Genomic DNA, 12,019 nt, shown 5'->3' on the forward strand with positions numbered 1-12,019 from the left:
CCGGGGGGAGGCACGCCCCCCCGGAGCCGGCGTGGGATCAGGCGGGGCTGCCGGCGATGGTCTTCAGCAGCGAGGCGCCGACGGTGTATTTCGGGTCGACCATGTTGCCGAGCCGGACGCGGCCGCACTGGGTGAGAAGCATGTAGGCGTCGATCTCGTCGAAGCCGAAATCGGCCGCCATCCATCGGATCAGCTCGCGATAGGCCTGGCGGGTCGCATCCTCCATCGGCCGGGACGAGCCGATGGTCATGTAGAACTTCTCGTTCTCCAGCCGCGGCGTCTTGATGGTCCAGCCCTTGATCAGGTCGATGCGGATGGTGGTCACCGTCGGGTGCTCGATGGCGACGCCGCAGAGCTCGCCGTCGCCCTGCGCGGCATGGCAGTCGCCGAGGTAGAGATAGGCGCCCTTGGTGTTGACGGGGAGATAGATCACCGCGCCCGGGCCGATGTCCGGAAGATCCATGTTGCCGCCGTAATAGTCGGGGACGAGCGAGGAGATCGCCTCGATCTCCGGCGCCGTGCCGATGGTACCGATGAACGGCTCGTAGGGCAGCGTAATGCGGTCGTTCCACTTGACCCCGGTCTCGGCGTCGACATGCACTTTCTTCACCCGCTCCGGCAGAGGCGCGGTCAGCATCGCGGTGTCGTGCGTCGGCACCAGGCCGCCGAATTCGGGCATGATCACCGTGGTGCCGCGCGGCTGCTCGCCGCGGGGGACGATGCTCTCGATGTAGACGGCAAGCGTGTCGCCCTTCTCTGCGCCATTGACCCAGATCGGGCCGTTCTGCGGGTTGAGGAAGGGGAAGTTCAGGATTTCGCTCGGCTTGTCGGTCTCGTGCTTGATCGCGCCCTCGAAGGCGTCGTGCGTCTCGGCCGAGACGACGGCGCCGGGATCGACCCGCAGCACCGGCTCGACGAAGGCGCCGTAGACGTAGTGGTACTTGCCCTGGCTCGCCTCGGTGATCGCGTGCGTCGTCTCCGCCCTTCCCCCGGCGACGCCGCGGCGGGCCATGATCGATTGTTCCAACCAGCTCATGGTTCTCTCCTCTTTGATCCCCGGCTTTGCCGGCGGTTGGGACCTTCGCGGCCCCGCTGTTTCGCCCGAAAGGTCTTCGCCCTTGCAGGTCTCAGACCGCCAGGAAACGCCGGACCGCGTCGCGGTCCTCCAGCGTTTCCGGCGGGATTTCCGTGGTGATCCGCCCCTTGTCCATGACGTAGCAGCGCTGCGCCGTGGCGCGGATCATGTCGATGTTCTGCTCGACGAAGACGATCGAGACGCCGGTCTTGCGGTTGAGCTCGACCATGATCCGCGCGATGTCCTGGACGATGTTGGGCTGGATGCCCTCCGAGGGCTCGTCGAGCAGGATCAGCGAGGGACCACCCATCAGCACCCGGCCGATCGCCAGCTGCTGCTGCTGGCCGCCCGACAGCGTGCCGGCCCGCTGGTCGCGCCGTTCGGCAAGGATCGGGAAATAGCCGAAGATCTCGTCCAGTCGTCCCGCCAGCGCCGCCTTACCCGAGATCGACAGGCCGACCTCGAGGTTTTCGAGGACGCTCATGCGCGGGAACACGTCGCGGCCCTGCGGCACGTAGCCGATGCCGAGCCGGGCGCGCTTGTGCGCGGCCATGTCGTCGATCGCGGTGCCGCCGAACACCACCGAGCCCTTGTCGGCCGGCAGCAGGCCGATCAGGCTTTTCATCAGCGTCGACTTGCCGACGCCGTTGCGGCCGATCACCGCGACGATCTCGCCCGCCGCCACCTGCATGTCGACGCCCTGCAGCACCGGCTTGCCGCCATAGCCGGACCAGAGGCCGACGGTGTTGATGAGGATCTCGCTACGCATCGGACTGCCCCAGATAGATCGCGGCCACCCGGTCGTCGGCGACGATCTCGTCGATCGACCCTTGCGCGAAGACCTTGCCGAAATGCAGCACGGTGACCTTCTTTGCGATCTGCCGGACGAAGGTCATGTCGTGCTCGACGGCGAGGATGGTGACGCCGTCGCGGTTCAGCGCTTGGACCATCTCGCCGGTGGCGAAGGTCTCGTCGGGCGTCATGCCGGCGGTCGGCTCGTCGAGCAGGAGGAGCTGCGGCTTCAGGCTGATGGCCATGCCGATCTCCAGCCATTGCTTCTGCCCGTGGCTGAGATTGCCGGCGAGCTGGCTGGCTGCGTCGGTGAGCTTGAGGAAACCGAGCAGCCGGTCGATCTCATCCGCAAGATCGGCTTTCGCGAGATGGTGCTGCAGGGCGATGACGAGGTTCTGCCGGACGCTCAGCGCCTTGAAGATGCCGGGCACCTGGAACTTCACCGAGATGCCGCGGCGGATCCGCTCGAACGGCTTCTTCCTGGTGATGTCCTCATCGCGGTAGAGGATGCTGCCCGAGGTCGGCAGGTGCTCGCCGAGGATCAGGCGGAACAGCGTCGACTTGCCGGCGCCGTTCGGGCCGATCAGGCAGTGGATCTCGCCGGGCTCCAGCGCGAAGTCGACGCCGCCGGTGACGTGCAGGCCGCCGAACCATTTGTTGAGGGCGCGGGTCTCGAGGATCGGCATCAGGCGGGCTCCCCGCTCGGCTTGCGGCGGAAGGCGCGACCGACGAGGGCGCCGAGGCCGAGGACGATGCCGCGCGGGGCGACGAGGACGGTGATCACCAGGAGCAGCCCCATGACGACCAGCGCGTACTGGCTGCCGTAGATGGTCAGCGCCTGGAAGCCGGCGAGCACCACCAGCGTGCCGAGGAGCGTCGCGGTGAGGTCGCTGCGGCCCCCGACGGCAACCCAGACGATCGGCAGCGCGGCGGCGGTCATGCCCATCGAGGACGGCGTGATGTACTGGCCCCAGGCGGTATAGAGGACGCCCGAGAGGCCGGCGAGGCCGGAGCCGATGACGAAGGCGCCGAGCTGGTATTTGCGGATGTCGTAGCCGAGCATTTCCGCCCGCTGCGGGTTCTCGCGGATGGCGACGAGGACGTTGCCGAAGCGCGAGTTCACCAGCATGCGCAGCGCGAGATAGGCGATCACCAGCAAGGCGAGCGTCACGTAGTAGAGCGCCACATCCGGGAAGAGCACGATGTCGCCGCCCGGCCAGGGAATGGTGAGCGGCGACATGCCGCCCATGCCGTTGAAGCCGTTGAGGCGCGCGGTGCCGACCTTCCACTCCGGCCCGGCGGTCTGCGACATGAAGCGCTCGAGCACCAGCGTCACCGACAGCGTGACGATGCCGAGGAAGACGCCGCTGATCCGGCCGAAGAACAGGAAGTAGCCGAGCACCGCGGCGAAGAGTGCCGAGATCGCGACCGCAGCAATGAGCGAGAACAGCGTCAGGCCGTAGGCGTCGCCGAGGTTGATCGCGAGGATGCCGTAGGAATAGCCGGCGACGCCGAAGAAGGCGGTCTGCCCGAAAGACAGCGCGCCGCCATAGCCCCAGATCAGCGAGAGGCCGAGCGCCATGAAGCACCAGTTGAAGAAGTAGACGTTGTTGCCGACGTCGTAGCCGTCCGCAAACAGCGGATAGGCGGCGGCGAGTGCCAGGACGAAAGCGAAGCCGGACCAGAATTTCGGCCCCTTGCCGAAGGTCTGCGGGCCTTCGAAGCGCGCGGCGAACGCTCCGAGGCGGGAGGGTTTGCGGGCCATCAGGCTCTCTCTTTCAGGATCCAGCCGGACAGGCCGCGCGGCAGGATGCGGATGACGACGATGACGGCGACGAGGAGGCCAATCTGGCCGAACAGCTGCCCCTTCCACGAGGTGAGCGCCGCCTTGATGATGCCGAGGATGGCGGCGGCGGGCGCTGTGCCGAGGAAGATGTCGGCGCCGCCGACGACGACGGTGACGAAGGCCTCGACCACGAAGGATGCGCCCATGGTCGGCACCAGCGTCATGGTCGGCGCGTAGAGCCCGCCGCAGAGGCCGGCGAGCGCCGCGCCGAGGCCGAAGGTCAGGCTGTAGATCAGCCGCGTGTTGACGCCGAGCGCCTCGGCGATCTCCGGCACCTGGATGGTGGCGCGGGCGAGGATGCCGAAGCGCGTGCGGGTGAAGACGAGGTAGAGGCCGGCGAGCGTCGCCGCTGCCGCCAGCATCAGGACGATGCGGTAGGACGAGTAGGAATAACTGCCGAGGGTGAAGCTGCCGAGCGGCGTGCCGGTGCCTTGCATGGTGGAGCCAAGGAGGATCAGCGTGCCTTGCGTCGCGATCATCGAGACGCCCCAGGTGGCGACGATGGTGTCGAGCGGCCGGTCGTAGAGATGGCGAATGATCAGCCGTTCGAGGATCATACCGACGAGGCCGGCGACAACAGCCCCGACGAGTATCGACAGCGGCAGCGGCAGGCCCATTCGCGTCGCGGTCGCCGAGACGTAAGCGCCGCAGAGGATGAACTCGCCATGCGCGAGGTTGATGACGCCCATCATGCCGAAGATCACGGCAAGGCCGCAGCCGGCAAGGACGAGGAAGGCGATGGCGTCGCCCGCCTGGTAGAGAAAGGTGAAGGCGTCGTGGAGGACGTCCATGTTTCGATCCGATGTCTCAAGGAGAGGCGGGATGGAGACGCGCCGTTCTTCTCCCCGCCGGGGAGAAGGTCGCGGCAGCGGGATGAGGGGGCAGCGCCCTTGCAGGGTTTGCCGTAAGCCGCAGCCCCCTCATCCGCCCCTTCGGGGCACCTTCTCCCCGGAGGGGAGAAGAATGGCCGAGGGCGTTCAGGTCAGTTGGCGGCCGGCGGCGGGCTCGACGGGGTGTACTGCTCGCTCGGATCGTTCTTCGTCAGGTCGCAACCCGCTTCGCCCAGCCAGTAGGGCTTGATGTCCTGCCAGACCTTCGGGAAGGTGATCGAGTGATCGTCGCCGACCTTGGCGAGGTAGATCGTGTGCGACATGTGCTGGCTCTTCGGGTCGATGCAGACCTTGCCCTCCGGCGCGTCCATGCAGACGTCGCCCTTGGCGATCACCGCGCGCAGGTCGTCGCGCTTGGTCGAGCCTTCCGCCCGCTCGACCATCTGCTTGTAGAGATAGACGGCGAGGTAGGAGTTTTCGGCCTCCTGGTTGACGTAGGGCTCGTCCGGGAACTTGGCGCGCCACTTCTCGAGGAAGGCCTTCGACGCCGGGGTGTCGACTTCCTCGATATAGTTGGTGGTGACGTACATGTTGGCGAGCGACGGCGGCTTGAAGCGCTTGTGCTCGTAGCCTTGGCCGACATTGACCGAGGAGGCCATCGGCACCTTGACGTTGGCGGAGGCCGCCTGCTCGTAATACGAGGCCTGGGCGGTGCCAACAAGGAGGGTCACGAGGACGTCGGGCTTCTTGGCCTGGATGTTCTGGATGGTCTGCGAGAACTGCGAGACGCCGAGCGGGATGAACTCCTCGCCGGCCATGGTGCCGCCGTTCTCCTTGACGATGTTGCGGACCCATTCGGCGGAGATCTGACCGAAATTGTAGTCGGCAGCGATCGTGTAGACGTTCTTGCCGTACTTCTCCATCATCCACGGGATCAGCGTCGAGAACTGCTGCTCGGGCACCGCGCCGGTGACGACCATGTTGGCGTCGCAGACGCCGCCCTCGTACTGGTTGTTGTAGAAGGCGAAGCCGTCGAACTGGTTGACGATCGGCCGGTAGGCCTCGCGCGAGGCGGAGGAGAAGCCGGCGAAGACGACGTCGACCTTGTCGCGCTGCAGGACGCGGCGCATGAATTCCTGGTAGCGCGTGTTGTCCGACTGGGTGTCGTAGGTGACGAGCTCTAGCGGCCGGCCGGCGATGCCACCGGCCTTGTTGATCTCCTCGGTGGCGAGCTCGATGCCGTGCACCTTGCCGATCGTGGCGACGGCAAAATCGCCTGACTGGTCCTCGAGCACGCCGAGCTTGATCGGCTCGGCGGCGATGGCCGCTCCGGAAACAAGCAATAGTGTCCCTAGCGCCGCGAGGACGCCCTTGGCTCTGGTCTGCATCAGATGCTCCCGTGTTGAGGGGCCGGCGGGGATGCGCGTCATGCGGGCCCTGGCCGGTATCGTTCGAGCTGTCGGGCCCGTCGGCCCGCGCGGGTGCTCCTGCCGCGCTCTTGGCTACTCCCCGATCTGCTGCCGAAGCGGCGTCTCGGGGTCTTCCTCGCCGGCCCATTTCTGGACCAGCATCTCGGCAAAGGCCTCGACGCTCATCCGCGCGCGCATGGCTTCGCGGCGCAGCCGGTCGTAGGCGATCTCGTCTGAAACCCTTTCGGCGGTGACGATCTGCACCACCGCCTTGATGACGAAGCGGCGCTGGCGTCGGCGCTGCTCGTGGCCGGCGATGTCGGCGACGAGCTGGCGCTTGCGGGCGTGCTCGTTGACGCCGAGCACCAGCGCCTGGAACAGCGTCGCGCCGTGCACCGGCTTGGCGATGAAGGCGGTCGAGCCGATCTGCATCAGCGCCTTTAGCCGGCTCGGCGCCTCGACGCCGACCATGCCGATCACCGGCACGGGCGAGAGATCGCAAGGCGCGGCGCTCGGCCATTGCAGCGGACGGTGGAGATCGCCGTCGACGATGAGGATGTCGCGCTCGGGGTCGAGCCCCTCGGCCGAGAGCTGCGCGCCGTCCTCGCCGAGCGGCACCTGCTGGACGCTGAGGCCGAGCTTGGGGAGCGTTGCCGACAGCGTGTCGATCGCGCGGCCGTCGCGCGAGATCACCAGGGCGCGGGCCTGGCTGAAATTCTGGATGAAACGGGGGGCGCTCACGAGACCACCCGCAAAGCCGGCCAGGCCATCGCCGCCGGCGTCACCGCATGGCGCACCATGTAGGGGTCGGGGCGCAAGGGCGCGCGGGCCTCGACAACGATGTCGAACTGGCCGTCGCGGCGCGAGCGGCCGATGCGCGGCGTGAGAAAGGCGTGGAAGGTCTCGGGATCGAGATGCACCTTGCCCTGCGGCGCGTCGATCACCTGGCTGAGGGCCGCCCGCTGCACCGCGGCGACGTCGTCGGTGCCGGCTTCGTTCAGCGCCAGGCCCAGCAGCCGCACGGCGAGATAGGCCGCCTCCGCCTCGACCGAAACCGAGGGACCGTCCGGGAACTGGGCGTCGTAAGCGGCGACGAAGGCGCGGTTGCGAGCCGTCGGGATCGAGGCGAAGTAGACGCTGGAGCTAAGGTGCCCGTCGACGGCGCCCTCCCCGATCTCCTCGAGCTCGGGCTCGGAGAGATTGCAGCTGGCGATCGGATAGCGCGCGACCTGGTCGATGCCGCGGGCTGCGCAGGCGGCGCGGAACTTGCGGAAGAAGGCATAGGCGGACTGGCCGATCAGCGCGTTGAAGACGAAGTCCGGCTCGGTCTCGAAGATCGTCTCGATCACCCGGTCCATGTCGGTGTCGCCGACGGCGAGATAGCGCTCCGCGACCACCGTGCCGCCGCGGGCGAGGATGTCCTCGCGCAGCACGCGGTTGCTCTCCCAGGCCCAGATGTAGTTGGAGCCGAGGCAGAACGCGCGGTCGCCATAGGCCGAGACGAGGTGGCCGATCAGCGGCGAGATGTGATGGTTCGGCGCCGAGCCGGTGTAGACGACGTTCGGCGAGGACTCGAAGCCCTCGTAATGCGCGGGGTACCAGAGCAGGGCGTCGCGCTTCTCGAACAGCGGGATGACGTCCTTGCGGCTCGACGAGGTGTAGCAGCCGACGACGTGGCGGATGCCTTGCCCGAGCAGTTCCTCTACCGCCTCAGCATAGGCCGGCAGCACGCCGGCGGGGTCATGGTGCACCGGCTCCAGCGTTACGCCGAGCGCGGGATCGGCCGACAGCTCGCGGCAGGCGAGCAGCGCCCCGTTCAGCATCGACCGGCCGACCGCGCCATAGGAGCCGGTGGTCGAGAGGATCAGGCCGATGGGGTGAAGGCGCCGTGCCATGGGTGTCCAAACGCAAAAAGCCCCTCAGCATGACTGCTGCGAGGCGAAGGTGCCGGTCGATGTCGGGTATGTCGCACACGTTCTGACGCGATATCGAGCAGCTCTGCTCTGCGCCTAGGATTTAAGCTGACGCCGGATCACGCCGATGTCAAGCGCGGATTTTCGCGTTTTGCAAACCATCGCCAGGGTAGCCGGGGCAGTGCCTGAACGCGCTTGCCAAGCCCTGCCAAATGCGAAAGCCTGTCGCCATCGCGGCCGCCGGCAGCGCGCTTCCCCTCCCACGCTCCCTTCGCACGGAAAGGCAAATCCCATGGATCTCGGCTTGAAAGGCATGACAGCCATCATCACCGGCGGCACCAAGGGGATCGGCTGGGCGATCGCCGAGACGCTCGCCCGCGAGGGCTGCGCCGTTGCAATCTGCGCGCGCAACCCAGCCGAGGTCGAGGCCGCCGTTGGCCGGCTGGAATCGCTCGGCGTGCGCGCCACGGGATCCGCCGTCGACGTTGCCGACAGTGCGGCGCTGAAGGCCTTCGTTACCGCGACCGGCACCGCGCTCGGCGGCATCGACATCGTCGTCGCCAATGTGAGCGCGCTCGCCGTCGGCGCCGACGAGGACAGCTGGTACAAGGAGTTTGAGACCGACATGATGGGCACCGTGCGCCTCGTCGACGCCGCGATGCCGTTCCTAGAAGCCAGCGGCAAGGGCTCGATCGTCGCCATCTCCAGCGTCTCCGGCCGCGAGATCGACTTCGCCGCCGGCCCCTATGGCACGATGAAGGCGGCGATCATCCACTACACGCAGGGATTGGCCTACCAGCTGGCGGGAAAGTCGATCCGCGCCAACACCGTCTCGCCCGGCAACACGAAATTTCCCGGCGGGATCTGGGATCAGATCGAGGCCGGCAACCCCAAACTCTTCGCCGATTCGCTGGCGCTCAACCCGACCGGCCGGATGGCGACACCGCAGGAAATCGCCAACGGTGCCGTCTTCCTCGCCAGCCCGGCCGCGAGCTTCATCAGCGGCACCAACCTTGTCATCGACGGCGCCCTGACGCGCGGCGTGCAGTTTTAGAACGCGCCGGCCCCATCAGCGAAGGGGCGCGTCTCACTTTCTTCCGAAGGCGCTCGGTGTAACGCCTTCGGCTCGGACAATGACTCATTATACCAGTTGACGAGTCGATGAGTTTCCGGAAATATGCGGCGGCGGGTGACAAGCTGGGAGGCTGCTCGCTGAGGACGGTGTGCTGCCATCGCTTGTCGATCGGACATTCACCGTCAGGCCGACATGATCCGGGAGGAACATCAGTGCTCGATCATTTTCCAATTTCGAAACCCGCAACCGGCATCCGCGCCATTCCCGCGCCGCTCGGCGCTCGGCGCTCTCGCTGAGGCATGACCGGATTCCGGCCAAGATCTTCACGCCGGTCGTCGTAGGTTTTGCGGCCTGCACTCACGCCGCGTACGCCCGGCTCGGCCGCGAACGTCCGGGAAAAACCAGCGCCTCGCCGCCCGCATCCCGCCACCGGCGGTACCCTGGAGCGCATCGCCGCGACCGCCCCGCGTGGCGTCGATACCCGGCCACCCCGGCAGAATCGGCGACACCGTCAGTGGTGCTTTCGCTACCGGCATCCTTCCGGACGGCGCGGTGAAAACAGGCGTCCCGTCGTCCTCGCAGACCGTCATCAAGGGGCCGGGGATCACCGCCGCGGTAACGACCTACCCGTTCCAGTAGTGCCTGCAGCAACGCATCGCCCTGCAGCGGCAGGCGGCTCTCGGCCGCTGACCCGTCAACACCAGTAGAAAGACTGACCATGACATCGATCGCGCTCTTCGGCGCCGGCGGCAAGATGGGCTACCGGCTTTCCTCCAACCTCAAGGGCTCGCGCTTCGACGTCCGCCATGTCGAGCTGAGCCCCGCCGGCCAGGAACGCCTGAAGTCCGGCCTCGGCTTTGACTGCGTTCCCGCCGACGCGGCGCTCGACGGCGCCGAGGTGGTCATCCTCGCCGTTCCCGACACGCTGATCGGCAAGGTCTCCGCCGGCATTTCCGACCAGCTGAAGCCAGGAACGATAGTCGTCGTGCTCGACGCCGCGGCCCCCTTTGCGGGTCACCTGCCGGCGCGCCCGGACCTTACCTACTTCGTCACCCACCCCTGCCACCCGCCGATCTTCAACGACGAGACCGACCCGGCCGCCAAGCGCGACTTCTTTGGTGGCGTCGTGGCCAAGCAGCACATCGTTTCCTCGCTGATGCAGGGGCCGGACGAGCACTATGCGCTCGGCGAAGAGGTCGCCAAGGTGATCTGGGCGCCGGTCATGCGCTCGCACCGCATCACCGTCGAGCAGATGGCGCTGCTCGAGCCCGGCCTGTCCGAGACGGTCTGCGCCTCGCTGCTCGCCGTCATGCGCGAGGCGATGGACGAGGTGGTCCGCCGCGGCGTGCCGCACGAGGCCGCCCGCGACTTCCTGCTCGGCCACATGAACGTGCTCGGCGCCGTGATCTTCGACGAGACGCCGGGCGTCTTCTCCGACGCCTGCAACAAGGCGATCGAGTTCGGCAAGCCGATGCTGATGAAGGACGATTGGAAGCGCGTGTTCGAGCCGCAGGAACTCGCCGACTCGATCCAGCGCATCACCTGATCGCCTAAAACACCCTCGGCCGGACGATCGCGTCCGGCCGAGGGTCTCTGGCCAGCGCAGTGATCGGATCGTCCGGCAGGGATACCGGCGACCGCGCCACCATTTCACGCATCGCCGCCGGGGGCAGGACCCGCCGCTGTGCAGACTTACGGTTGCCGCTTCGGCGGCGCCGACGGGAGGGATATGCATGACCACCACTGCGAACCCACGAGGCGGGAGCGTCGAGACCTCGGCCATCCGCAAGATTTCCTGGAGGCTGGTGCCGTTTCTCGGCCTGATGTTCTTCATCAACTTCCTCGACCGCACCGCGATCAGCTTCGCCGGCCCGAACGGCATGATGACCGATCTCGGCCTCAGCGCCGCCCAGTTCGGCTTTGCCGCCGGCATCTTCTTCCTCGGATACATCCTCCTGGAAATCCCGAGCAACCTTGCCCTCCACCGGTTCGGCGCGCGAAAATGGCTCGCCCGCATCATGATCAGCTGGGGCATCGTCTCGCTGCTGTTCACCTGGGTCGGCAGCGCGACGGAGCTCTATTGGCTGCGGTTCTTCCTCGGCATCGCCGAGGCCGGGTTCTTCCCCGGCGCGATCCTCTACCTCAGCCTCTGGGTGCCTTCCCGCCACCGCAGCAAGGTGCTCGCGGTGTTCTATGTCGCGCAGCCGCTGACCACGGTGATCGGCGCGCCGATCGCCTCGCTCTTGATCGGGGCGCACGGCGCCTTCGGCCTCGAAGGCTGGCGCCTGATGTTCATGGGCGTTTCGATCCCGGCGATCCTCATCGGCATCGTCACCTATTTCTACCTGCCGGACCGCCCGAACGACGCCCGCTGGCTGAACGCCGAGGAGAAGGACTGGCTGAACGCCGAGCTCGAGCGCGAGGACAGGGCGAAGACCGCCCAGCATGGCCTCGGCTCGGTCAAGGCCTTGCTCGACGGCCGCGTCTGGGTGCTGGCGCTGATCTATTTCGGCTTCATCTACGGCCTCTATACGCTTGGCTTCTTCCTGCCGACGATCATCGGGGGTTTCGAGGCGAGCTTCGGCACCAAGTTCACCGTGCTTCAGAAGGGCCTGATCACCGCGATCCCCTATCTGCCCGCCGCCGTGGCGCTGCTCCTGTGGAGCCGTGACGCCTCCCGGCGCGGCTTCCGGGCCTGGCACGTCGGCGTGCCGGCTTTGGTCGGGGCGGCGTCGATCCCGCTGGCGCTCGTCATGTCGTCGCCGGCGGCCACCATCGCCGTGATCACGGTCACCGCCTGCGCGATCTTCTCGGCCCTGCCGAACTTCTGGTCGATCCCTGGCCGGTTGCTGACTGGTGCGGGTGCGGCAGCGGGCATCGCGCTGATCAACACGCTCGGCAACGTCGCGGGCTTCGCCGCGCCCTTCATCACCGGCGCGGTGAAGGACTGGACCGGCTCCTATGTCGTGCCGATGATCATCGTTGGCGGCGCCATGCTGCTCTCGGCCATCCTCACCTTTTCGATCGCCGGCCGGATCCGCGAGCCCGTCGCGACGGCGGACTGAGGCACAGGAAGACA

General features: G+C 67.1%; 12 protein-coding genes. 4 read left to right on the forward strand and 8 right to left on the reverse strand.

What is annotated here, in order from left to right; translation table 11 throughout:
• Positions 1-37 precede the first annotated feature (37 nt).
• From ACZLZY_RS22250 to ACZLZY_RS22285, 8 genes are all read right to left on the reverse strand, one after another.
• Complete coding sequence (locus tag ACZLZY_RS22250; RefSeq protein ID WP_472936246.1) at positions 38-1,036, reverse strand: acetamidase/formamidase family protein; 999 nt, start codon at positions 1,034-1,036, stop codon at positions 38-40.
• Positions 1,037-1,127: 91 nt separating this feature from the next.
• Positions 1,128-1,844 (reverse strand): ABC transporter ATP-binding protein, encoded by a 717-nt coding sequence (locus ACZLZY_RS22255; protein WP_472936247.1) that lies wholly within the window; start codon positions 1,842-1,844, stop codon positions 1,128-1,130.
• Positions 1,837-2,553 carry an ABC transporter ATP-binding protein gene (locus ACZLZY_RS22260; protein WP_472936248.1) on the reverse strand — a complete coding sequence of 239 codons (717 nt, stop codon included), beginning with the start codon at positions 2,551-2,553 and terminating at the stop codon, positions 1,837-1,839. The genes ACZLZY_RS22255 and ACZLZY_RS22260 overlap by 8 nt, the downstream gene beginning before the upstream one ends.
• Positions 2,553-3,632, reverse strand: a complete 1,080-nt coding sequence (locus tag ACZLZY_RS22265; protein WP_472936249.1) for a branched-chain amino acid ABC transporter permease — start codon at positions 3,630-3,632, stop codon at positions 2,553-2,555. The genes ACZLZY_RS22260 and ACZLZY_RS22265 overlap by 1 nt, the downstream gene beginning before the upstream one ends.
• Positions 3,632-4,504, reverse strand: a complete 873-nt coding sequence (locus ACZLZY_RS22270; protein ID WP_472936250.1) for an ABC transporter permease subunit — start codon at positions 4,502-4,504, stop codon at positions 3,632-3,634. The genes ACZLZY_RS22265 and ACZLZY_RS22270 overlap by 1 nt, the downstream gene beginning before the upstream one ends.
• Before the next feature lie 191 nt (positions 4,505-4,695).
• Positions 4,696-5,931, reverse strand: coding sequence for an urea ABC transporter substrate-binding protein (locus ACZLZY_RS22275; protein WP_472936251.1), 1,236 nt, complete (start codon positions 5,929-5,931; stop codon positions 4,696-4,698).
• 114 nt (positions 5,932-6,045) lie between these two features.
• Positions 6,046-6,693, reverse strand: coding sequence for an ANTAR domain-containing response regulator (locus tag ACZLZY_RS22280; protein WP_472936252.1), 648 nt, complete (start codon positions 6,691-6,693; stop codon positions 6,046-6,048).
• Positions 6,690-7,847: a transporter substrate-binding domain-containing protein gene (locus ACZLZY_RS22285; RefSeq protein ID WP_472936253.1), complete on the reverse strand. Its 1,158-nt coding sequence runs from the start codon at positions 7,845-7,847 to the stop codon at positions 6,690-6,692. The genes ACZLZY_RS22280 and ACZLZY_RS22285 overlap by 4 nt, the downstream gene beginning before the upstream one ends.
• A gap of 310 nt (positions 7,848-8,157) precedes the next feature.
• Between ACZLZY_RS22285 and ACZLZY_RS22290 the strand changes: the two genes are divergently transcribed.
• From ACZLZY_RS22290 to ACZLZY_RS22305, 4 genes are all read left to right on the forward strand, one after another.
• Positions 8,158-8,919, forward strand: a complete 762-nt coding sequence (locus ACZLZY_RS22290; RefSeq protein ID WP_472936254.1) for an SDR family NAD(P)-dependent oxidoreductase — start codon at positions 8,158-8,160, stop codon at positions 8,917-8,919.
• Between the two features lie 489 nt (positions 8,920-9,408).
• Positions 9,409-9,579, forward strand: coding sequence for a hypothetical protein (locus ACZLZY_RS22295; protein WP_472936255.1), 171 nt, complete (start codon positions 9,409-9,411; stop codon positions 9,577-9,579).
• A gap of 79 nt (positions 9,580-9,658) precedes the next feature.
• Positions 9,659-10,486 (forward strand): phosphogluconate dehydrogenase C-terminal domain-containing protein, encoded by an 828-nt coding sequence (locus ACZLZY_RS22300; protein WP_472936256.1) that lies wholly within the window; start codon positions 9,659-9,661, stop codon positions 10,484-10,486.
• Between the two features lie 187 nt (positions 10,487-10,673).
• Complete coding sequence (locus ACZLZY_RS22305) at positions 10,674-12,005, forward strand: MFS transporter (RefSeq protein WP_472936257.1); 1,332 nt, start codon at positions 10,674-10,676, stop codon at positions 12,003-12,005.
• The last annotated feature ends 14 nt before the right edge of the window (positions 12,006-12,019 follow it).

It is taken from the genome of Mesocryomonas lacus, from assembly GCF_055730135.2.

What these genes read in the sequence shown, in the direction of transcription:
- ACZLZY_RS22250 (WP_472936246.1), bottom strand. Translation starts at nt 1,036, where the DNA reads ATGAGCTGGTTGGAACAATCGATCATGGCCCGCCGCGGCGTCGCCGGG.
- ACZLZY_RS22255 (WP_472936247.1), bottom strand. Translation starts at nt 1,844, where the DNA reads ATGCGTAGCGAGATCCTCATCAACACCGTCGGCCTCTGGTCCGGCTAT.
- ACZLZY_RS22260 (WP_472936248.1), bottom strand. Translation starts at nt 2,553, where the DNA reads ATGCCGATCCTCGAGACCCGCGCCCTCAACAAATGGTTCGGCGGCCTG.
- ACZLZY_RS22265 (WP_472936249.1), bottom strand. Translation starts at nt 3,632, where the DNA reads ATGGCCCGCAAACCCTCCCGCCTCGGAGCGTTCGCCGCGCGCTTCGAA.
- ACZLZY_RS22270 (WP_472936250.1), bottom strand. Translation starts at nt 4,504, where the DNA reads ATGGACGTCCTCCACGACGCCTTCACCTTTCTCTACCAGGCGGGCGAC.
- ACZLZY_RS22275 (WP_472936251.1), bottom strand. Translation starts at nt 5,931, where the DNA reads ATGCAGACCAGAGCCAAGGGCGTCCTCGCGGCGCTAGGGACACTATTG.
- ACZLZY_RS22285 (WP_472936253.1), bottom strand. Translation starts at nt 7,847, where the DNA reads ATGGCACGGCGCCTTCACCCCATCGGCCTGATCCTCTCGACCACCGGC.
- ACZLZY_RS22290 (WP_472936254.1), top strand. Translation starts at nt 8,158, where the DNA reads ATGGATCTCGGCTTGAAAGGCATGACAGCCATCATCACCGGCGGCACC.
- ACZLZY_RS22300 (WP_472936256.1), top strand. Translation starts at nt 9,659, where the DNA reads ATGACATCGATCGCGCTCTTCGGCGCCGGCGGCAAGATGGGCTACCGG.
- ACZLZY_RS22305 (WP_472936257.1), top strand. Translation starts at nt 10,674, where the DNA reads ATGACCACCACTGCGAACCCACGAGGCGGGAGCGTCGAGACCTCGGCC.